Genomic DNA, 20,813 nt, shown 5'->3' on the forward strand with positions numbered 1-20,813 from the left:
ATGACTCTGGGACACTTCGATTTCGACGCCGGCAAGTACGCCGTCTATGTTTGGCCCGCCTTCGCCCTGTCGGCGGCGGTGTTCGTCTGGATGATCGCCGACACCCTGGCGTCCGCCCGCCGCTGGCGCGCCGAGGTCGAGCGCCGCGAGGCGCAAGCGAAAGACCGATCGCAGTGAAACGCTGGCTGGCCTTCGCGCCGCTGATCGTTCTGGCCGCCCTGGCCGTGCTGTTCGCCGGCTACGCCCTCAAGCGCAATCCCCAGGTCAGCCCCGACGCCCTGGTCGGCAAGCCGGTCCCGGCCCTGTCGCTGCCCGATCTCGACAGCGGCACGCCGGCGCCGATCCGCCAGGCCGGCGACGGGCCGATGCTGATTAACTTCTTCGCCTCCTGGTGCGCCCCGTGCGAGGTTGAGCACCCGCAGCTGATGGCCCTGAAGGCGCGCGGCGTGCGCATCGTCGGCGTGGCCTACAAGGACGCCCCGGCCAACACCGAGGCCTTCATCGGCCGCCTGGGCGATCCGTTCGCCGCCCGACTGGTCGATCGCGACGGCCGCGCGGGCGTGGAGTTCGGCGTCACCGGCGTGCCCGAGACCTTCGTCGTCGACGCCCAAGGCACGGTGATCGCCAAGCACACCGGCCCGATCACCCCGGCCGACCTCGACGCCCTGGTGGCCAAACTGCGGTAAACGGCCGCGCGCCGACGACCTTAGAACCTCGTTAACCACGCTCGCGCACCATGCATTAACCATGCTAGCTTGCGCGTCATGAGCACTGTTCGCCCCACCGGCCTGCCTGCCGTCCCCGCCCGACCCTCGTCCGGCGGCGTGACTCCGGCCGGCCAGTCGCGCGCGGCGGCGTTCTTCCAGGCGGCGGTCACCGAGGCGACCGGCACGACCACCACGCGTCCGACCCAGTCGGCGATGAGCGTGCAGCTTCAGACCCAGACCCAGCCGCAAGCCCAGCGCACGGCCCCCAAGACCTTCACCGCCCCGGCCGAGCCGCCGCAGAAGATGCTGCGCCCGGGCTCGCTGCTGAACATCGTGGTCTAGGAACCTCCCCCTGTGGGGGAGGCGATCGCGCAGCGATCGGTGGGGGGAGGACCGCAAGGACGATCCGCCGCCTCGCTAGCTGAAAACGTCCCCCCTCCGGCCCTACGGGCCACCTCCCCCAGAGGGGGAGGATCTATTTCAGGCCGCCTTCTTGGCGTCCTTGTCCTTCTTGGCCTTCTTTTCCTTCTTCGGCTTGTCCGCCTTCTCGGCCTTGGGCTTCTTGGCCTTGGGCTCGGGCGGGGGCGCGTGGAGGTCGACGGCGGCCATCTCGGCCAGCAGGTCGAGGAAGCCGTCGCGCTTGCTGGCCTTCAGCAGCGAAAGGATGCGGGCGTCGGCCGCGCCGACCTTGGGCAGGCTCTCTTCCAGCACCAGGCGGCCGGCGTCGGTGAGGCGCACGGAATTGGCGCGGGCGTCCTGTTCCGAGCGCTGACGTTCCAGGTGACCCTTGGCGATCATCCGGGCGACCATGTCGGCCAGGGTCGAGCGGTCGATGCCGGTGGCGCGGACCAGGCCGGTCTGGGTGACCCCCTCGTGCTCGGCCACGGCGGCCAGCACGGCGAACTGGCGCTGGGTGATTCCGCCCGCGCCGGTCTCTTCCACATAGATGTCGAGCGCCGTCTGCAGCACCCTGTGCAGCAGGTGGCTGGGCGAGCGGTCGAGAACCCCGACCTCGCGCGACGCGGTCTTGTCGCTCTTGTGCTTGGCCATGTCGTCCGCCCCGTTTCCGTTGACGGACGTCCAGCTAGCACGGTTACGCGTCGGTTTGACGACAGATGGTCCGTGGGCGGCGGATTGCGCTTTCCAGCTTCCAACCCGCACCTTCGCCGTCATCCCGGCCGAAGCGCAGCGTAGAGCCGGGACCCAGGGGCCGCCGCATTGCGCCGGCAAGCGCCGGGGCGGCGAACCAGGCCGCGCCCAGTCCTGGGTCCCGGATAAGTCCTTCGGGCTTTCCGGGATGACGATGAATTTGAGAAAAGGGTTCGAAAGAGCCCTTAGAACCCCGCGTCCGGCGGCTCGGGCGTCTTCTGGTCGTCCGGCTTGGCCATGTGCTTCATGATGAAGGGCGTCTGGGTCAGCGAGAAAACGATCGCCAGCGGCAGCAGGGCGATGCGGAACTTCACCCAGGTGGGCGTGTCCTGGGTCAGGCGCACCACCTCGTTGGCGATGGCCGCCAGCGCGAAATAGCCGCCGTAGCGCAGGGTCAGGGTCCGCCAGGCGGCGTCCGACATGTGCAGGGCCTCGCCCATCAGCGCCTTCAGCGGCGCGCGGCCCATCAGCGCCCCGCCGATCATGAAGGCGGCCAGCAGGCCGTTCACCACCGTGACCTTGATCTTCACGAAGACGTCGCTGTGGAACACCAGGCCCAGCACGCCGAAGAACAGCGCCATCAGGCCCGAGAACAGCGGCAGCAGGGCCACGCGGCGCTCGAGGGCGTAGCCGACCACCAGGGCCAGCGCCGAGGCGGCGACCAGCACCCAGGTGGCGGTCTGGAAGTTCTTGGTGACGAAATAGGTGGCCGCGAACGCGATCGGCGCGCCGTAGTCGACGGCGGTCCGCACCCAGGCGGCCTTCTTCTTCACTTCGGAGGTCTGCTCGGTCACGCGCTCAGTCCTCCAGTCCGACCAGCGAGCGCGAGAACGCGCGGGCGTCGAACGGTTGCAGATCATCGACCCCTTCGCCGACGCCGATCAGCTTGATCGGGCTGTCCGAGGCGCGGGCGACCGGCACCAGCACGCCGCCGCGGGCGGTGCCGTCTAGCTTGGTCATGACGATGCCCGAGACGCCGACGCTGTTGCCGAACACCTTTTCCTGCGCCAGCGCATTGCGGCCGACGGTGGCGTCGAGCACCAGCAGGGTCTCGTGCGGGAAGTCGGGATCGACCTTCTTGACCACCCGGATGACCTTCAGAAGCTCGTCCATCAGGCCCTGCTTGTTCTGCAGGCGGCCGGCGGTGTCGATCAGCACCACGTCATAGGCCTCGGCCTTGGCGCGCTCGACGGCCTCGTAGGCCAGGGCGGCGGCGTCCGAACCGGTAGGGCGGGATATGAAGTCGGCGCCGGCCCGATCGGCCCACACCTTCAGCTGCTCGACGGCGGCGGCGCGGAAGGTGTCGCCGGCGGCGATCAGGACGCGAGCGCCCTTCTCGGTCAGGTCGGCGGCGATCTTGCCCAGGGTCGTGGTCTTGCCCGAGCCGTTGACGCCGATGAACAGCACCACATAGGGGCGCGGTCCGCCCAGCGGGTCGAAGCGGCCCTCGCGGTCGGCCAGCTCGGCGGCGATCAGCTCGGCCAGGGCTTCCTTGATCTCGTGGTCGGTCGAGGCCTTGCCGAAACGGGCCTTGCCGAAGGCGTCGGCGATGCGGGCGGCGATCTGCGGCCCGAGGTCCGCCTCGATCAGCATCTCCTCCAGCGCGTCCAGCTGCTCCTGGTCCAGCGGCTTCTTGGTGAAGGCGCCGGTGACCTGTTCGGTCATCTGCTGGGAAGACCGGGTCAGGCCGGCCGTAAGGCGCTGGAACCAGCCTTGTTTCTGCGAGGGCTTTTCGCTCATCCGCGCTCCTGTAGCGACCCCTGGGGAAAAGTGAAGACGCGATTTACGATTCGAGGTTAGCGGCGCGAGCGACCACAAGGTTGCGCTTGGCGCCGGCTCATGGCGTCTAGGGCCGATGGATCCCTTGGCCGCCGCCCTTTTCTGGCTCGACTACGCCGCCGCCGCCGTGTTCGGCGCGACCGGCGCCCTGGCCGCCGCGCGGCGTAAACACGACATCGTCACCTTCGGTTTCTTCGCCGCCATCACCGGCGTGGGCGGCGGCACCCTGCGCGACCTCTTGATCGGGGCGCCGGTGTTCTGGATCCAGCGGCCGGGCTACATCCTGGCGTGCCTGGCCGCCGCCCTGGTGGTGTGGCTGCTGGGCCAGCGCGGCTGGCGCTTCCGGGCCCTGCTGTGGCTAGACGCCCTGGGCATGGCCGCCTACGCCGTGGTCGGCACCGCCAAGGCCCTGAGCCTGGGCGTGCATCCCTTCACCGCCGTGATCATGGGCGTTCTGACCACCGCCTTCGGCGGCGTGGTGCGCGACGTGCTGGCCGAGGAGCCCAACCTGCTGCTGCGCCGCGAGATCTACATCACCGCCGCCCTGCTGGGCGCGGCCGTGTTCGCTGTGCTGCAATGGCTGCACGTGCCGTTCTGGCCGGCCGGGATCGCGGGGTTCGCGGCGGCCTTCGGCCTGCGGGCCTGCGCCATCAAGCTGGGCTGGAGCCTGCCGGGGTTCATGGGCGGGGAAGAGAAGGCTGCGGACTAACCCCCTCCGGCCCTCCGGGCCACCTCCCCCAGAGGGGGAGGATCTGGTCGGCGCGGCGCCCTTCAAGATGCTCCCCCTCTGGGGGAGCTGTCGCGGAGCGACTGAGGGGGTTCATCAGGTGTCGAAATCCGGGTGCTGCCGCGACACCACCGCCACGGCCGAGCCGCCGGCGGGCGGGCGCACGGGCATGTCGGCCAGATGCTCCATCCAGGCCGGGCGCGTCTCGATCGCCAACTGGACGACCGGCGCCACCGCCGAGGGATCGTCGAAGGCGAAGACCGCGAGGTCGATCTTGTCGTCGCTCCACTCGAAGGTCAGGGGCGAGCCGCAGGCGGCGCAGAAGCCGCGCCTGATGGCGTCGGAGCTCTGGAAGACCGAGCGCTCGCCGCGGGTCCAGGTCAGGTCGGCGACCGCGACCGTCACCAGCGCCCCGAACGGACCGCTGAACGCCTTCTGGCACATCCGGCAATGGCAGATCGAAGCCCGGCCGGGCTCGCCCTCCACCCGGAACCGCACCGCGCCGCACTGGCAGCCGCCGCTCAGGCCCACGAACCCCTCCACATCCCTTCCACAGGCGCAGCCGCACCAGAGGCGAGATCGGGCGTGACAGCAAGGGCCGACGCGGTGTCCAACGAATGCAGTAATGCGTTCGAGTTAGTAAATCGTGAGAAAATACAACCGCTTCGTTAGAGCGTACCGGTTCCTCCCGTACAGAGCGGAGGAGTCGATGATCGGTTGGCGTGCAATCCTGGCGGCGGGGGCGCTGGCCCTGCCCTCCCTCGCCCTGGCCGATCCCTGCGAGGCTCCGCTGCCCGCCCCGAACACCCGCTTCGAAGGCCCCGTGCGCTATGTCGGCGACGGCGACAGCCTGTGCGTCGGCCCGACCAGCGACCCGTCGACCTGGATCGAGGTGCGGCTGGCGGACTTCTACGCCCCCGAACTGCACGATGCGGGCGGTCGGCAGGCCAAGAACCGGCTGGAGGACGTGGTCTGGCGCCAGTACCTGTCGTGCCGGGCGCTGAAGCACTCCTACGACCGGGTCGTGGCCCGCTGCACGATCGGCGGCGCCGGGGTGGGCGACCTGCTGCGGGCACGCGGCGGCGTCGAGGGCGGCCGGGGCCGGCGGTAGGGCTATCCCTTCGGCGCCAGGCGGAAAGTCACCCGATAGCCGTCGTGATCGGACAGCACCGGCTCGCTGGCGCCGTCGAAGGTGGCCTCGACCTTGACCGGCGTGACCTGCACCCGCGTCCCGTCGAGGAAGCCGATCAGGTCCTGGGTGTCGAGCCAGGGGGCGTCGCCGTCATACGAGATCTGGGTGTCGCAGGCGCCCGGCAGGGCGTGGCACCAGCGGCTGACCACCTCGAACGGATAGTCGGCCATCACGTAGTCGAAGCGGTCTGGCGCGTGCATGACGTTGAAGTCGCCGCCGACGATCAGTGGCGCGCCCGGCGTGCGGTCCGCAGCCATGAACATCTTCAGTTCGTCGGCCTGCAGGTGGTGGGCCATGCGGTTGCGCGGGCGGGGCACGCGCGAGGCGCCCTTGGAATTGAGGTGGGTGTTGGCGATCTCGACGGGCGTCGGCAGGCCCGGCACGTTCAGCGTCACCAGCATCACGCCCTTGTTGGCCAGACAGTCCAGGCCCGCGCAGTAGTGATAGGCGTGGGACTTCACGTCCTCGATCGGGAAGTTGCTCAGCACCCAAAGGCCGCTGGAGCCCCACTTGCCCAGGCCCTCGCCCTTGCGGCGATAGGCGACGCGGCGATAGTCGGGCTTCTGGCCCTTGGGCCATAGGCTGGCGTCGCGCTGGCCCTTCTTGGGACCGCGCGCCACATAGGGGTAGCCGGAGCGGTCGATCAGGTCGCCGATCTCCTTGCGAAAGCCCTCCTGGATCAGGATGACGTCGGGCTCGGTCCCGGCGGCGCGCATCCTGGCCAGCTCGTCGCCGATCTTCTTCAGCGCCTCGCCGCGCCCGGCCTTCACCGGCCAGGGCAGGCCGGCGACGTTGTAGCTCATGACGCTGAGACGGACGGCGTCGTCCGCCCGCGAAGCGATCGGCAGGGCGAGGAAGGCGGCCAGGGCGGCCGCGAACCAGCGCCTCAAGCCGCCCGCTCGGCGATGACCCGGGTCCCGTCGTGGCCGGTGACGCGGAAGTCGACGATCTGGCCGGCCGGCGCCTCGCCGGTGAAGGCGATCTCGGTGAAGTCCTCGGCTCGGGCCAGGCCGTCGCGCTCGACCAGGCCCGCCAGGGTGCGGCCGACCTGGGCCGCCAGGTGACGCTCCAGGCCGCGCTGGCCCGCTTCACGCAGGCGCCTGGCGCGGTCCTTGATCACCGGTCCCTTCACCGGCGGCATCCGCGCGGCCGGGGTGCCGGGGCGGGCGCTGTAGGGGAAGACGTGCAGGAAGGCGAGACCCGCCTCCTCGACGAGGCGGACGGTGTTGGCGAAGGCCTCTTCGCTCTCGGTCGGGAAGCCGGCGATCAGGTCGGCGCCGAAGGCCACGTCCGGCCGCACGGCCCGCACGCTGGCCACCAGGTTCAGCGCGTCGGTGCGATTGTGCCGGCGCTTCATGCGCTTGAGGATCATGTCGTCACCGGCCTGCAAGCTGAGATGCAGGTACGGCATCAGCCGGGGCTCTTCGGCGAACAGCTTCAGCAGGTCCGGATCGATCTCGGCGGCGTCGATGGAGGAGAGGCGCAGGCGCGGCAGGTCGGGGACCATGCGCAGAATCCGTCCCACCAGTTGGCCCAGGGTCGGCTCGCCCGGCAGGTCCGTGCCCCACGAGGTGACGTCGACGCCGGTCAGCACCACTTCGCGATAGCCCTCGGCGGCCAGCTTGCGCACCTGCTCGACCACCTCGCCGGCCGGGGCCGAGCGCGAGTTACCCCGGCCATAGGGGATGATGCAGAAGGTGCAGCGGTGATCGCAGCCATTCTGGACCTCGACATAGGCCCGGGCGCGGTCCTTGAGGCCGTCGATCAGGTGGCCGGCCGTTTCCTTGACCGACATGATGTCGTTGACCCGCACGCGGGTCGTGGTCTCGATCAGAGCGCCGGGGGCGGCCTTCTCGGCGTTGCCGAGCACCAGGTCCACTTCCGGCATGGCGGCGAAGGCGGCCGGGTCGATCTGGGCGGCGCAGCCGGTGACGATCACCCGCGCGCCCGGGCGCTCGCGGCGAGCCTTGCGGATCGCCTGGCGGGCCTGGCGCACGGCCTCGTTGGTCACCGCGCAGGTGTTGAACACCACCGCGTCCGACAGGCCGTCGGCGGCGGCGCGGGCGCGGATGGCCTCGCTCTCATAGGCGTTCAGCCGGCAGCCGAAGGTGACGACGTCGACGCCGTTCGGACCCGAGGCGACCACCGCCGGACCGCCCTCCTCGCCGACTTCAGGCTTGGGCGCGGGGGTCGCCTTGATGACGGTGTAGACGGTCACGGCTGGGATACGAACGCCGCGAAGGCGTCCTTCCAGTCGTCGTGCCAACGCGACAGGGCCGGGCGGTTCTCGATGACGTCGCCCATGGCCCAGGCCATGCGCTTCTCGTCCACGGCGCGCGACACGTCGTTGTCCGGGCAGAGGATGTAGAAGTCGCCGGCGGCGATGCGGGCCAGCATGAAGTGGACGACCTGCTCGGCGGTCCAGGCCGCGTCGGGCTTGCCGCCGGGGCCGCGCTTGGTCATGCCGGTGAAGGTGTAGCCGGGGATCAGCAGGTGGGCGGTCACCTGGCAGTCGACGATCTCGCGCAGGGTGTGGGCCAGGCCCTCGGTCAGAGCCTTCACCGCCGACTTGGAGACGTTGTAGGCCGTGTCGCCCGGCGGCTGGGTGATGCCCTGCTTGGAGCCGGTGTTGATGATCAGGCCCGGCCGGCCGCTCTCGGCCATGGTCTCGCCCAGCACCTGGACGCCGTTGATCACGCCCCACAGGTTGACGTCGAGGATGCGCTTCCAGGCGTCGTCGCCCGAGAAGGCGTCGCCGCCGCCGCCCACGCCGGCGTTGTTCATCAGCACGTCGACGGCGCCGAAGCGTTCCAACACGACGTCGCGCAGGGCCTCGACGGCGGCGCGGTCGGCGACGTCGGTCGGCACGGCCAGGGCGCCGATGGCTTCGGCTTCTGCTTTGAGCTTGCGGCCGGTGACGTCGGCCATGACCACGTTGAGGCCCAGCTCGACGAAGGCCTTGGCGGCGGCCAGGCCGATGCCGTCGGCCGCGCCGGTGACGATGGCGGTCTTGCCGGGCGCGAGGGCGGGATGCAGCTCGCTCATGCGGCCACGGTCTCCGGCAGCTTGCCGGTGAACTCCAAAGCCACCGGGCCGGTCATGATCACGTGGCCGTCTGCCTCGCGCCATTCGATGACCAGCGGGCCGCTCTCGAACTCGACGGTGGCGGTGCGATCGGTCAGGCCCCGGCGCACGGCGGCGACCTGGGCGGCGCAGGCGCCGGTGCCGCAGGCCAGCGTCAGGCCCGCGCCGCGTTCCCAGACCTTCAGCTTGATGTGGTCACGCGACACCACGTGGGCGAAGCCGACATTGACGCCTTCGGGAAACAGCGGGTGGTGCTCGACCAGGCTGCCGGTCTTCTCGGCGAACTCGTCGCTGACAGGCGCGTCGACGAAAAACACCACGTGCGGATTGCCCATCGAGACGCAGACCGGGGTGTGCACCCACGGGGCGTCGATCGGGCCGACCTGCAGCTCGACGCGGGCGGTGTCCATCTCTTCGGACAGCGGGATCTGGTTCCAGTCCAGGCGCGGCGGACCCATGTCGACCGTGACGCGCTTGTCGCCGGCCATGACGCCCGACAGGCGCCCGGCGACGGTGTCGAAGGCCACCTCGTTCTTGCCGCCCGACTGCATCAGCAGCCAGGCCACGCAGCGGGTGCCGTTGCCGCAGGCCCCGGCCGGCTCGCCGTCGGCGTTCCAGAAGCGCACATAGGCCGATGCGCCTTCCGCCTTCGGCGGATCGATGGCCACCACCTGATCGCAGCCGATCCCGCCCTGGCCGCGTTTGGCGATCTGGCGGATCTCCTCGGCGGAGGGTTCGAACGGCTGGGTGAGGGTCTCGATGACGACGAAGTCGTTGCCGAGCCCGTTCATCTTCAGGAAGGTGCGGCTCATAAGGCGGCTATATAGTCGAAAGCGATGCAAAATGCACCGCAGCGAGGCGACGCAGTGAGATGACGGCCAAGGACATTCGAGAACAGCTGACCGCCGCCATGCACGACCGCCGCCTGATGCGCTTTCATCGCCGTTTCGAGGACGGCTGGGCCAACGGCTACGTGGTCGGGATCGGCCCCGCCTTCCTGATGCTGCTGGAGGTGAGCGACCACATCCGCTTCAACGGCTTCGGCTGCTATCGGCTGGCCGACGTCAAGAACCTGCAGCCCGCGCCCTATCCCGCCTTCGTCGAGGCCGCGCTCGCCAAGCGCGGCGACGTCGCGCCCGAAACGCCGGCCGTGGCGCTGAACAGCGTCGGCGACATCCTGGCGACCGCCGGCCGCCTGTTTCCGGTGATCACCGTGCATGCGGAGATCGCCGATCCGAACGTCTGCTACATCGGCGCGATCGTCAGCGTCGAAGGCGGCGTGGTGTGGATGCAGGACATCGGCCCAGACGCGGCCTGGGACGCCCAGCCCACCGCCCGGCGGCTGGAGACCCTGACACGGGTCGATTTCGGCGGCGGCTACGAGACGGCCCTGACCCTGGTCGGCGGCGCGCCGCCCGGCCCTGTCGAGGCCGAGCGCCTTCCCCTGCGGCTGGTCTCGGACAATGGCTGAGGATCTTCGCCTGAGAGCGCGCCTGCGGGCGCTCTATCACGGGGCTTCGCCGGCGGCGGTGCGGTTCCGCTATGCGGTGATCCTGATCGACCTGGCGATCATCGCCTTCTTCATCGCCGCGCCGCTGATGCATCGCCACGGCGCGACCTTCTACCTGATCGACTACGGGGTGGCGGCGTTCCTGGCGGCCGACCTGGTCGCCCGCGCCATCGCCCACGGCGACATCAAGAGCTGGCTGAAGAAGCCGATCGTCTGGGTCGACCTCTTCGTGCTGGCCACCCTGCTGTTTCCGGCCTGGCTGTTCAATTTCGGCTTCCTGCGGGTGCTGCGGCTGTGGACCCTGGTGCGCAGCGAGTTCTTCTGGCGCACGGTGGCCCGACGCTACGACGACACCCGCATCGAGGACGTCACCAAGGCGGCCTCGTCGCTGCTGACCTTCGTCTTCGTGGTCACGGGCTTCGTCTATACGAGCTTCGCGGGCCGGCACGAGGGCGTGGCCGGCTATGTGGACGCCCTCTATTTCACCGTCACCAGCCTGACGACGACAGGGTATGGCGACGTCACCCTGCCGGGCGTCTGGGGCAAGCTCTTGTCGATGGCGGTGATGCTGGGCGGGGTGTCGCTGTTCATCGGCCTGATCCAGTCGATCCTGCGGCCGCACAAGGTGACCTATCCCTGCTCCGACTGCGGCCTGCGCAAGCACGATCCGGACGCGGTGCACTGCAAGGCCTGCGGCAAGCTGCTGTGCATTCCGGACGACGGGGCGTGAGGCTCACCTGATCCGTAAAATCCCCGCGAAAGCGGGGACCCAGGTGTTTTATCGTCGAGCGCCGCGCGTTTCAGAAAAAGCCTGGGCCCCCGCTTTCGCGGGGGTTTTACGGAGGAGAGAGCAGTCCACCCTGTCCAGGGTCAAAAATGGCCTAGCCAGCGCCGGGAATGGCATTAACGTCCCGCGCCATGCTGACGCTCCGCTCCGTTTCGCCCGCCGTCCTGGCCCTCGCCCTCCTCGCCGCCGGCCCCGCCCGCGCCCAGGAGGATCCCCACCTGGCCCTGGAAGGCGTCGAGACGCCGTCCTCGCTGGACTGGGTGAAGGCGCAGAACGCCAAGACCCTGCCCGTCCTGACCGGCGATGCACGCTACCAGGGCCTGCACGACGCGGCGCTGAAGGTGCTGGCCGCCAAGGACCGCATCGCCGCCCCCAGCTTCGTCGGGACCACGGTGTTCAACTTCTGGCAGGACGCCGACCACGTGCGCGGCGTCTGGCGGCGCACCAGCCTGGAGAGCTACCGCTCGACCGATCCCAAGTGGGAGACGGTCATCGACCTGGACGCCCTGGCCAAGGCGGAAGGCAAGAACTGGATCTGGAAGGGCGCCGACTGCCGCCCCAAGACCCATGACCGCTGCCTGGTGAACCTGTCGAACGGCGGCAAGGACGCCGTCGAGGTGCGCGAGTTCGACCTGACCACCAAGAGCTTCGTCAAGGACGGCTTCCTGCTGCCCGAGAGCAAGCAGACCGTCGACTGGCTGGACGCCGACACCCTGATCCTGACCCGCGACTGGGGCGCGGGCACGACCACCGACAGCGGCTACGGCATGGTGGTGAAGACCCTCAAGCGCGGCCAGGCGCTGAGCGAAGCCGTCGAGGTGTTCCGCGGCGAAAAGGCCGACGTCAGCGCCCGTCCTCACGTGCTGCGCGACGCGGAGGGGCACCGGGTGGTGCTGATCGAACGCGCCACCGACTTCTTCCACACCAAGACCTTCCTGCTGGAGGACGGCAAGGCGACCCAGCTGCCGATCCCCGAGCGCTCGTCGATCCGCGGCCTGATCGGCGGCGAACTGATCCTGACGGTCGAAGAGCCCTGGACCTTCACCCCGCGCTACAAGGGGGCCGCGCCGAGGGTCTTCCCGGCCGGCGCCCTGGTGGCGGTCGCCCCCGACCGGCTGTTCCCGCTCAAGCTCGACGCCAACGGCGACATCACCGTCAGCAACGACTGCAGCCCCTGCCAGATCTTCGCCCCCGGCCCGCGGCAATCGATCGACCAGGTGGCGGTGACCGACCACCACGTGGTTGCGGTGATCTACGACAACGTCCGCGGCGGCCTGCGCAGCTTCAGCGACCACGGCGAGTTCGGGTGGCGCGACCAGACCCTGCCGGTGATCGACAACGCCGCCGTCTCGATCGTCTCGACGGCCGATAGCGGCGACCAGCTGTTCTATTCGGTCGAGGGGTTCGTGACGCCGACCCAGCTGAAGCTGGCCGACGCGACCACCGTCAAGGCCGACACCGTCAAGACCCTGCCGGCCCGCTTCGACGCCTCCAGGCTGGTGGTCCAGCAGAAGGAAGCGACCAGCAAGGACGGCACGAAGATCCCGTACTTCCTGGTCAGCCAGAAGGGCGCGAAGCTCGACGGCTCGGCCCCCACCCTGCTGCACGCCTACGGCGGCTTCCAGCTGTCGAAGCTGCCGGTCTACGACCCGCTGGTCGGCAAGCTCTGGCTGGAGCGCGGCGGCAGCTACGCGGTGGCCAATATCCGGGGCGGCGGCGAGTTCGGTCCGGCCTGGCACGAGGCGGCGCTGAAGGCCAACCGCCAGCGGGCCTACGAGGACTACTTCGCCGTGGCCGAAGACCTGATCTCGACCAAGGTCACCTCGCCCCGTCACCTGGGCGCCTATGGCCGCTCCAACGGCGGCCTGCTGATGGGCGTGGCTCTGACCCAGCGGCCCGACCTGTGGAACGCGGTGGTGGTGGAAAGCCCGCTGCTGGACATGATCCGCTACACCCAGCTGCCGGCCGGGGCCTCGTGGATCGGCGAGTATGGCGATCCGGCCATCCCGGCCGAACGCGTCTGGATCGAGCGCTACAGCCCGTACCAGAACCTCAAGCCCGGCGTGAAATACCCGCTGGCCTACATCACCACCTCGACCAAGGACGACCGGGTGCACCCCGGCCACGCCCGCAAGTTCGCGGCCCGGCTCGGCGATCTGGGCCAGCCCTACCTCTACTACGAGAACACCGACGGGGGTCACGCCAACGGCGCCGACCCGGCGGCCAACGCCAAGCGCTGGGCGCTGCACTACACCTACCTGTCACGCCAGCTGATGGATCACTAAATGCGTAGCCTTGTCCTGGCCCTCCTTGCCGCATCGAGCCTGATGACCGTTTCCGCCCACGCCGCCCCTGCCCCCGCCGACACCGCCGCCCGCACCCCGCTGACCGAGCTGGGCAAGGACGATCCCTACATCTGGATGGAGGAAATCGAGGGGACGAAGGCGCTCGACTGGGCCAAGGCCCAGAACGACCGCACCCTGCCGATCCTGCAGGGCGACCCGCGCTACCAGGGCCTGCACGACTCCGCCCTGGCGATCGTCAACGCCAAGGACCGCATCCCGGGCGTGGCCTTCATCGACGACCACGACCTGCGGAACTACTGGCAGGACGCCGACCACGTGCGGGGCGTCTGGCGCACCACCACCCTGGAGAGCTACCGCACCGCGCAGCCGGCCTGGGAGACGATCCTCGACCTCGACGCCCTGGCCAAGGCGGAAGGCAAGAACTGGGTCTGGAAGGGCGCCAGCTGCCTGGCCCCGGAAAGCCGGTATTGCCTGGTCCAGCTGTCGAACGGCGGCAAGGACGCCGTGGTCGTGCGCGAGTACGACGTCAAGACCAAGACCTTCGTCGCCGGCGGCTTCGAGCTGCCGGAGGGCAAACACCGGTTCGACTGGATCGACAAGGACACCCTGATCGTCGCCACCGACTGGACCCCGGGCGAGGTGACGACGTCCGGCTATCCCTACGTGGTCAAGCTGGTCAAACGCGGTCAGCCCCTGGCGTCCGCCAAGGAGATCTACCGCGGCACCAAGGACGACGGCGGCTACGGCGTGTCGCCCTACGCCCTGCGCGACCATGACGGCGTGGTGCAGGGGGTGTTCGTCAACCGGCCGCTCGACACCTTCAACGCCGAGACCCACATGGTGGTCGGCGACAAGACGGTGAAGCTGCCCTTCCCGCTGAAGTCGTCGATCCAGGCCCTGGTCAAGGGCCAGCTGGTGTTCAGCGTCGAGCAGGACTGGGCCGAGCAGGGCCTGAAGACCGGCGACCTGGCCGCCTTCGACCTCGCCGCCTTCAAGGCCGCGCCCGACGCCGCCAAGGCGACGCTGATCCTGCACCCGACCGCCCGCGAGGCGATCGAGGGCGTCAGCGCCACCCGTGACCGCCTGGTGGTGGCCCTGTTCCAGAACGTCACCGGCGGCGCCCATGTCTACGACTTCAAGGGCGGGGCCTGGACCCGCACCAAGCTGGACCTGCCGACCAATTCGACGGTCGGACTGGGGTCGGCCTCCGACAAGGACGACCGTATCTTCGTCAGCGTGACCGGCTACCTGACGCCCACCACCTACTGGCTGGCCGACGCCGCCACCGGCAAGCTGGACAAGGTCAAGGCCGCGCCCGCCAAGTTCGACGCCTCGACCCACGTGGTCGAGCAGTTCGAGGCGACCTCCAAGGACGGCACGAAGATCCCGTACTTCCTGGTCCGACCCAAGGGCCTCAAGTACGACGGCTCGACCCCGACCCTGCTCTACGCCTACGGCGGCTTCCAGGCCTCGATGACGCCCGGCTATTCCGGCGTGACCGGCAAGCTCTGGCTCGAACGCGGCGGCGCCTATGTGGTGGCCAACATCCGCGGCGGCGGCGAGTTCGGGCCCAGCTGGCACGAGCAGGGCCTGAAGGCCAACCGCCAGCGGGTCTATGACGACTTCTTCGCCGTCTCCGAAGACCTGATCGCCCGCAAGATCACCTCGCCGCGTCGGCTGGGGATCATGGGCGGCAGCAACGGCGGCCTGCTGATGGGCGTGGCCCTGACCCAGCGTCCGGAACTCTACAACGCTGTCGTCATCCAGGTGCCGCTGTTCGACATGGTCCGCTACAGCCAGATCGGCGCGGGCTCGTCGTGGATCGGCGAGTACGGCGACCCGCAGATCCCGTCCGAGCTGGCGGTGATCGAGAAGTACTCGCCCTACCAGAACCTCAAGGCCGGCCAGAAGTACCCCGAGGTGTTCATCGAGACCTCGACCAAGGACGACCGCGTCCACCCTGCCCACGCCCGCAAGGCGGCGGCCAGGCTCGAGGCCCTGGGGTATCCGGTGCTCTACTACGAGAACGTCGACGGCGGCCACGCGGCCAGCGCCAACCTGGCCGAGACCGCCCGCCGGGTGGCCCTCGAATACACGTATCTGACCCGCAAACTGATGGACTGACGCCGCAACGTCCGTAAACCGGACCGCAATCTCTGGGCGTTATCACGGGACCAGGCCTTCTGGAGGTCCCGTGATAGCGCTCGGGGGGCGCCCGTGATTATCGACGTCGTCCAGGCCCTGCAGCTTTCGCCCGAGGACAGCGCGCGCTGGACCTCGCTTCAGGCGTTGCAGCCGCGCCTCGACTCTCCATTCCTGTCGCCCCAATGGGCCAAGGCCGTCGCCACGGCCCAGGGCGAAAACGGCGATCGCGTGAAGGTCGCCGTGATCCGCGACGACGACGGCAAGGCCCTGGCCTACCTGCCGGTGCGGGTGAAGGCGGGCGTGGCCATGCCGGCCGGCGCGCCGATGTGCGATTACCAGGCCCTGGTCTCCGACCACGACGTCGCCGTCGATCCGCGCCGCCTGCTCGCCGCGCTCAAGGCCCAGCGCCTGGATTTCTGCCACATGCTGGCCGACGACGAGACCCTGGCCCGGCACGGCCGCGGCCAGGCCGACTCGTGGATCGTCGACATCGCCGCCGGCTACGAGGCCTACGCCGCCGACCGCAAGAGCGCCGGCGTCGGCGTGCTCAAGGACATCGACAAGAAGCGCCGCAAGGCCGAGCGCGAGGTGGGCCCCGCCCGCTACGCCGCCATGTCCGAAAGCCGCGCCGACTTCGACCAGCTGATCGCCTGGAAGCGCGAGCAGCTGCTGGCCACCGGCCAGACCGATCTCTTCAAGACCGACTGGGTCACCCGCCTGGTCGAGGACATGTTCGCCCGCCGCGACGCCGATTTCGGCGGCGGCCTCTACACCCTGCACCTGGGCGACGAGCTGGCCGCCGTGCACCTGCACCTGCGCGGGGCGCACACGATCCACGGCTGGCTGATCGCCCACAACGCCAAGTTCGAGCGCTACTCACCCGGCCTGCTGCTGTTCCAGGACATCCTCAAGGGCATGGACGGCGGCCCCCATACGCGGCTGGACCTGGGCACCGGCGACTACCGCTTCAAGCGCGAGCTCTCCAACGCCCGCCAGACCGTGGTGTTCGGCTTCTACGGCGCGCCCTCGCCGGCCACCTTCGTGCGCTCGGCCGCCTGGGGCGTGCGCCAGGTCGCCGAGGCCCTGCCGCTGGGCCGAATGTCGGCGCTGCCCGGCAAGGCCATGCGCCGCATCGACCTGCTGCGCGGGCTGCACTGAGCGCCCTGAAAGGCGCTCCCTACGCCCGTCATTCCCGCCCTTGTGGCGGGAAACCCTCTAACAACCGCAAGGGCCGATGGGGCGGCGTGCTCAGCACGCCGCTGGCGTCTCACGTACGAGCGGAACCAGGGGTTCCCGCCACAAGGGCGGGAATGACGGGAGCATAATCGGCGGAAGGACCGCGAGGCTAAGGCGCCTTCCCCGTCTCCACATACGCCTTCAGCCGGTCCTGCTGCTCGGCCAGCACGCGGTCGACGATCGGGGCGATCTTGTCGAGGCCGCCCTTCATGTAGCCGCCGGCGTCGTAGCTCCAGGTCAGGGTGGTCTTGCCGTCGGCCTCCGCCAGGGCCCAGACCAGGTGGCCGCTGGCGCCCGACATCTGCAGCGGGCCAAGGCCGCCGAACAGGGTCAGCTGCTTGCCCGGCTGGGCGTTGACGACGGTCATGTGCAGCACCGCGCCGCTATTGGGCATCTTCTCGCAGAAGCAGGCCCCCGGCGCCGCGCCCAGCGACAGGTTGGCGGCCGAGCCTGACCAGGTGTGCGCCGAGCTCCACCATTTCGAAGGCTGCACCAGCGCCGCCCAGACCTCGGCGGCCGGCTTGGCGATCACCACCGCGCGCCTGGTCTCGAAACCGTTCGGCTGGGCGTCGACCACCTCGGCGCGCGCGGCGCCGGCCGCCAGCAGGGTCAGGACGGCGAGAACGGGGGCGGCGAGTTTCATGGCGCGTCTCCGGCAACGGTGTTCCGGGATCAAGCGCCGCCGTGAGAACAGAGACAAGCAGAAACGCCGCGCAGCCGAACCTCGTCCTTCGACAAGCTCAGGATGAGGTTCGAATGCAAGGCCTCGCCCTGGTCCTCATCCTGAGCTTGTCGAAGGACGAGGACCATGCACCGATCGAAAAGCCTAAGCCTTCTCGAACACCAGCGGGCCGCCCCAGAAGCTCTGCACCAGGCCGTTCTGCGGGCCCGGCTGGCCGGTGGTCAGGAACACCCGGCCGCCGCCCGTTCCCGGGTCGTACTCGGGATGACGCTCGAGGTAGCGCTCCAGCGAGTCGGCGGTCGACTTGGGCTGGTGGATCACCGGGGTGCCGGCCGGCAGGGCGGCGCGGAAGATGTCGGCGATGATCTCGTAGTGGGTGCAGCCCAGCACGGCGCGGTCGGGATAGCGGCCGATGCGGGTCTTCAGCGCCTGGACATAGCCCTCGACAGCCTTGGCCAGATCGACGACGCCGGCGTCGGCCTCGATCATCGGCACCAGGTCCGGGCAGGGCTGCGAGAACACCGCCAGGTCCTGCTTTCGCTTGTCGATCTCGATCTCGTAGACGCGGGAATTGGTCGTGCCCTGGGTGGAGAACACCCCCAGCACGTCCAGCTGCTCGACCTTGTCGCCGCGGCGCTCGGCCTCGTGCTCCCAGGGCAGGCCCGTGGCCGCCTCGATGGTCGGCACGATGATGCCCAGGATGTTGACCGGACGGCCCAGCTGCTTGCGATAGCCCGGCAGCCAGGTCTGCTGCAGGCGGCGAAGGGCGATGGCGCTGGCGGTGTTGCAGGCCAGGACCACCAGGCTAGCGCCGGCCTCGAACAGGCGCTCGCAGCCGGCCCGCGTCAGGTCGACGATCTCTTCCCCCGGCTTGCCGCCATAGGGGGCGTTGGCCTGGTCGGCCAGATAGACGAAGTCCGCCTGCGGCAGACGCTGCACGAGGGCGCGGTGGACGCTGAGGCCGCCCACGCCGGAGTCGAAAACGCCGATGGTCATGGCCTGAGCATTAGCCGCGCCGAGGGCCTCCGTCCATGCGCCCGCACGGGGGAAAGGGGCCGAAAAGGCGTCGGCTTTGAAAAGGTTACGGTCCTGTCATGTGACGGGCGCTTGGGCATGGCCTAGGGTCCCCGCACACTTATCGGAGAGCCATCCGTGCAACGTCGCACCTTCCTTCTCTCGACCGCCGCGGCCGCCGCCGCGAGCGCCGCCGCGCCCGCCCTTTCCTTCGCCGCGGAGACCAATCCCTTGCTCGCTCCCTGGACCGGCCCGTACGGCGGCGTCCCCGCCTTCGACAAGATGAAGGTCGCCGACCTGAAGCCGGCCGTCCAGGAGGCCATGCGCCGGAACCTGGCCGAGATCGACGCCATCGTCGCCAACAAGGCCGCCCCGACCTTCGCCAACACCATCGTGGCGCTGGAAGACACCGGCCGCACCCTGAACGACGTGGCCTGCTACTACGGCATCTGGGGCTCGAACATGAGCTCGCCCGAGTACCAGGCGATCGAGCCCGAGATCGACACCATGTTCTCGGAGATCGGCGACAAGATCACCCAGAACGCCGGGCTCTTCGCCCGCATCGAGGCGGTATACAACAGCCCCGAGAAGGCCAAGCTGACGCCTGAGCAGCAGCGCCTCGTCTGGATCTACTACACCAACTTCGTGCGCTCGGGCGCCAAGCTGGACCCGGCCGCCAAGGCCCGGGTCGCGGCCATCAACACCGAGCTGTCGGGCCTCTTCACCAAGTTCAGCCAGAACCTGCTGGCCGACGAGGAGACCTATATCGAGCTGACCGAGGCCGACCTGGCCGGCCTGCCCGACGCGATCAAGGCGGCGACGGCTTCGAGCGCCGAGCAGCGCAAGCTCCCGGGCAAGAACATCATCGTCAACACGCGCTCCAGCGTGGACCCCTACCTGACCAACTCGCCGGTGCGCGCCACCCGCGAGAAGGTCTGGAAGGCCTTCGTCAACCGCGGCGACAACGGCGGGGCGACCGACAACAACGCCCTGATCTCCAAGATCCTCAAGCTGCGCGCCGAGCGCGCCAAGCTGCTGGGCTTCGAGACCCACGCCCACTGGCGCCTCGAGAACGCCATGGCCAAGACGCCCGACAAGGCCATGGCCCTGATGGAAGCCGTCTGGACGCCCGCCATCGAGCAGGTCGCCAAGGACGTCGCCGACATGCAGGCGATCGTCGACGCCGAAGGCGGCGGCTTCAAGATCGAGCCCTGGGACTACCGCTTCTACGCCGAGAAGGTCCGCAAGGCGAAGTACGACCTCGATATGAACGAGGTGAAGCCGTACATGCAGCTTGAGAAGCTGCGCGAAGGCATGTTCTGGGCCGCCGGCCAGGTCTACGGCTTCGAGTTCAAGAAGGTGTCGGGCCTGCCCGTCTACCAGGACGACATGACCGTCTACGAGGTGCTGCGCGGCGGCAAGCACGTGGGCCTGTGGTACTTCGACCCCTATGCCCGCCAGGGCAAGCGTTCGGGCGCCTGGATGAACGCCTACCGCAACCAGGAGCGCTTCAAGAAGCCGGTCTCGACGATCGTCTCCAACAACTCCAACTTCATCGAGGGCAAGCCCGGCGAGCCGGTGCTGATCTCGTGGGACGACGCCAACACCCTGTTCCACGAGTTCGGCCACGCCATCCACGGCCTCAACAGCGACGTCACCTACCCGACCGTCTCGGGCACCAACGTCGCCCGCGACTATGTCGAGTTCCCCAGCCAGCTGAACGAGCACTGGCTCTCGACGCCGGAAGTGCTGAACAAGTTCTGCGTCCACTACAAGACCGGCGCGCCGATCCCGCAGGCCCTGGTGGACAAGATCAAGAAGGCCTCGACCTTCAACCAGGGCTTCGACACCACCGAGTACCTGGCCAGCGCCCTGATCGACATGAAGCTGCACCTGGCCGGCGGCGTCGACATCGATCCGGACAAGTTCGAGCGCGAGGAGCTGACCAAGCTGAAGATGCCCAAGGAGATCGTCATGCGGCATCGCACGCCGCAGTTCGGTCACGTGTTCTCGGGCGACGGCTACTCGGCCGGCTACTACAGCTACCTGTGGGCCGACACCCTGACCGCCGACGTCGCCGAGGCCTTCCAGGAGGCCCCGGGCGGCTTCTACGACAAGCCCACCGGCCAGCGCCTGATCAAGACGATCATGTCGCGCGGCAACTCCGTCGATCCGGCCGAGCAGTTCCGCGCCTTCCGCGGCCGCGACGTCAAGATCGGCGCCCTGATGCGCGACCGCGGCTTCCCGGTTCCCCCGGGGGCGTGATCGCCTTCGACAGCGTCTGAATGAAGAGCGCCCCGCCCGGTGAAAGCCTGGCGGGGCGTTTTTGTTTTCTGGAGCCGGCCGGAAGTGAGCGGCGCCGGTGTCGAACTCCTCCCCCGCTTGCGGGGGAGGGGGACCGCGAAGCGGTGGAGGGGGCGAGACTGGGCTCGGCGCTCTGTCCCTCGCCCCCTCCGTCACGGCGCTGATAGCGCCGCGCCACCTCCCCCGTTTCT

Annotated in this window: 21 protein-coding genes and 1 pseudogene; 12 read left to right on the forward strand and 10 right to left on the reverse strand. The window is 69.1% G+C overall.

Annotated elements, in window-relative coordinates:
- From ccmD to AC07N1_RS04795, 3 genes are all read left to right on the forward strand, one after another.
- Positions 1-177, forward strand: a complete 177-nt coding sequence (gene ccmD, locus AC07N1_RS04785; protein WP_494670765.1) for a heme exporter protein CcmD — start codon at positions 1-3, stop codon at positions 175-177.
- A complete protein-coding gene (locus tag AC07N1_RS04790) occupies positions 174-686 on the forward strand; it encodes a DsbE family thiol:disulfide interchange protein (RefSeq protein WP_494670766.1) in 513 nt (170 codons plus the stop codon). Before ccmD ends, AC07N1_RS04790 begins: the two co-directional genes overlap by 4 nt.
- 78 nt (positions 687-764) lie before the next feature.
- Positions 765-1,049 carry a hypothetical protein gene (locus AC07N1_RS04795; RefSeq protein WP_494670767.1) on the forward strand — a complete coding sequence of 95 codons (285 nt, stop codon included), beginning with the start codon at positions 765-767 and terminating at the stop codon, positions 1,047-1,049.
- A 138-nt stretch (positions 1,050-1,187) separates the two neighbouring features.
- Here AC07N1_RS04795 and AC07N1_RS04800 read toward each other — a convergent pair whose 3' ends face one another.
- Positions 1,188-1,757 (reverse strand): MarR family winged helix-turn-helix transcriptional regulator, encoded by a 570-nt coding sequence (locus tag AC07N1_RS04800; RefSeq protein ID WP_494670768.1) that lies wholly within the window; start codon positions 1,755-1,757, stop codon positions 1,188-1,190.
- Positions 1,758-1,841: 84 nt separating this feature from the next.
- Here AC07N1_RS04800 and AC07N1_RS04805 point away from each other — a divergent pair.
- Positions 1,842-1,985: pseudogene (locus AC07N1_RS04805) on the forward strand (hypothetical protein).
- Between the two features lie 56 nt (positions 1,986-2,041).
- On the opposite strand, the gene AC07N1_RS04810 reads toward AC07N1_RS04805, so the two are convergent.
- Both AC07N1_RS04810 and ftsY read right to left on the reverse strand, forming a co-directional pair.
- The gene (locus tag AC07N1_RS04810) at positions 2,042-2,650 is read right to left on the reverse strand and encodes an inner membrane-spanning protein YciB (protein ID WP_494670769.1); all 609 of its coding nucleotides are present in this window, start codon (positions 2,648-2,650) and stop codon (positions 2,042-2,044) included.
- Positions 2,651-2,654: 4 nt separating this feature from the next.
- Positions 2,655-3,596: a signal recognition particle-docking protein FtsY gene (gene ftsY / locus AC07N1_RS04815; protein WP_494670770.1), complete on the reverse strand. Its 942-nt coding sequence runs from the start codon at positions 3,594-3,596 to the stop codon at positions 2,655-2,657.
- A 115-nt stretch (positions 3,597-3,711) separates the two neighbouring features.
- Between ftsY and AC07N1_RS04820 the strand changes: the two genes are divergently transcribed.
- Entirely contained in the window at positions 3,712-4,344 is a 633-nt protein-coding gene (locus AC07N1_RS04820; protein WP_494670771.1) for a trimeric intracellular cation channel family protein, read from the forward strand.
- A gap of 114 nt (positions 4,345-4,458) precedes the next feature.
- Here AC07N1_RS04820 and AC07N1_RS04825 read toward each other — a convergent pair whose 3' ends face one another.
- Complete coding sequence (locus tag AC07N1_RS04825; RefSeq protein WP_494670772.1) at positions 4,459-4,893, reverse strand: GFA family protein; 435 nt, start codon at positions 4,891-4,893, stop codon at positions 4,459-4,461.
- A gap of 178 nt (positions 4,894-5,071) precedes the next feature.
- Between AC07N1_RS04825 and AC07N1_RS04830 the strand changes: the two genes are divergently transcribed.
- A complete protein-coding gene (locus AC07N1_RS04830; protein ID WP_494670773.1) occupies positions 5,072-5,473 on the forward strand; it encodes a thermonuclease family protein in 402 nt (133 codons plus the stop codon).
- A gap of 2 nt (positions 5,474-5,475) precedes the next feature.
- Here the strand turns inward: AC07N1_RS04830 and AC07N1_RS04835 are convergent, their stop codons facing one another.
- The 4 genes from AC07N1_RS04835 to dapF are packed head-to-tail and all read right to left on the reverse strand — an operon-like array spanning position 5,476 to position 9,450.
- Positions 5,476-6,444: an endonuclease/exonuclease/phosphatase family protein gene (locus AC07N1_RS04835; RefSeq protein WP_494670774.1), complete on the reverse strand. Its 969-nt coding sequence runs from the start codon at positions 6,442-6,444 to the stop codon at positions 5,476-5,478.
- A complete protein-coding gene (gene mtaB / locus AC07N1_RS04840) occupies positions 6,441-7,772 on the reverse strand; it encodes a tRNA (N(6)-L-threonylcarbamoyladenosine(37)-C(2))-methylthiotransferase MtaB (protein ID WP_494670775.1) in 1,332 nt (443 codons plus the stop codon). The genes AC07N1_RS04835 and mtaB overlap by 4 nt, the downstream gene beginning before the upstream one ends.
- Complete coding sequence (locus AC07N1_RS04845; RefSeq protein WP_494670776.1) at positions 7,769-8,683, reverse strand: SDR family NAD(P)-dependent oxidoreductase; 915 nt, start codon at positions 8,681-8,683, stop codon at positions 7,769-7,771. Before AC07N1_RS04845 ends, mtaB begins: the two co-directional genes overlap by 4 nt.
- The gene (gene dapF, locus AC07N1_RS04850; protein ID WP_494670777.1) at positions 8,596-9,450 is read right to left on the reverse strand and encodes a diaminopimelate epimerase; all 855 of its coding nucleotides are present in this window, start codon (positions 9,448-9,450) and stop codon (positions 8,596-8,598) included. Before dapF ends, AC07N1_RS04845 begins: the two co-directional genes overlap by 88 nt.
- A 59-nt stretch (positions 9,451-9,509) precedes the next feature.
- On the opposite strand from dapF, the gene AC07N1_RS04855 reads away from it, so the two are divergent.
- The 5 genes from AC07N1_RS04855 to AC07N1_RS04875 all read left to right on the forward strand — a co-directional run bounded on the left by AC07N1_RS04855 (position 9,510) and on the right by AC07N1_RS04875 (position 16,544).
- Complete coding sequence (locus tag AC07N1_RS04855; protein WP_494670778.1) at positions 9,510-10,109, forward strand: hypothetical protein; 600 nt, start codon at positions 9,510-9,512, stop codon at positions 10,107-10,109.
- The gene (locus AC07N1_RS04860; RefSeq protein WP_494670779.1) at positions 10,102-10,878 is read left to right on the forward strand and encodes a potassium channel family protein; all 777 of its coding nucleotides are present in this window, start codon (positions 10,102-10,104) and stop codon (positions 10,876-10,878) included. The genes AC07N1_RS04855 and AC07N1_RS04860 overlap by 8 nt, the downstream gene beginning before the upstream one ends.
- Before the next feature lie 188 nt (positions 10,879-11,066).
- On the forward strand, positions 11,067-13,220 hold the full coding sequence (locus tag AC07N1_RS04865; protein WP_494670780.1) for a prolyl oligopeptidase family serine peptidase: 2,154 nt from the start codon (positions 11,067-11,069) through the stop codon (positions 13,218-13,220).
- A complete protein-coding gene (locus tag AC07N1_RS04870) occupies positions 13,221-15,365 on the forward strand; it encodes a prolyl oligopeptidase family serine peptidase (protein ID WP_494670781.1) in 2,145 nt (714 codons plus the stop codon). It begins immediately after the preceding gene.
- Between the two features lie 93 nt (positions 15,366-15,458).
- Positions 15,459-16,544 carry a GNAT family N-acetyltransferase gene (locus tag AC07N1_RS04875; RefSeq protein WP_494670782.1) on the forward strand — a complete coding sequence of 362 codons (1,086 nt, stop codon included), beginning with the start codon at positions 15,459-15,461 and terminating at the stop codon, positions 16,542-16,544.
- Between the two features lie 187 nt (positions 16,545-16,731).
- Here the strand turns inward: AC07N1_RS04875 and AC07N1_RS04880 are convergent, their stop codons facing one another.
- Positions 16,732-17,265: an SRPBCC family protein gene (locus tag AC07N1_RS04880; RefSeq protein ID WP_494670783.1), complete on the reverse strand. Its 534-nt coding sequence runs from the start codon at positions 17,263-17,265 to the stop codon at positions 16,732-16,734.
- A gap of 183 nt (positions 17,266-17,448) precedes the next feature.
- Positions 17,449-18,300 carry a glutamate racemase gene (locus AC07N1_RS04885; protein ID WP_494670784.1) on the reverse strand — a complete coding sequence of 284 codons (852 nt, stop codon included), beginning with the start codon at positions 18,298-18,300 and terminating at the stop codon, positions 17,449-17,451.
- 156 nt (positions 18,301-18,456) lie between these two features.
- On the opposite strand from AC07N1_RS04885, the gene AC07N1_RS04890 reads away from it, so the two are divergent.
- Positions 18,457-20,583: a M3 family metallopeptidase gene (locus tag AC07N1_RS04890; protein WP_494670785.1), complete on the forward strand. Its 2,127-nt coding sequence runs from the start codon at positions 18,457-18,459 to the stop codon at positions 20,581-20,583.
- The last annotated feature ends 230 nt before the right edge of the window (positions 20,584-20,813 follow it).

Source organism: Caulobacter sp. GW821-FHT09B11 (assembly GCF_059418205.1).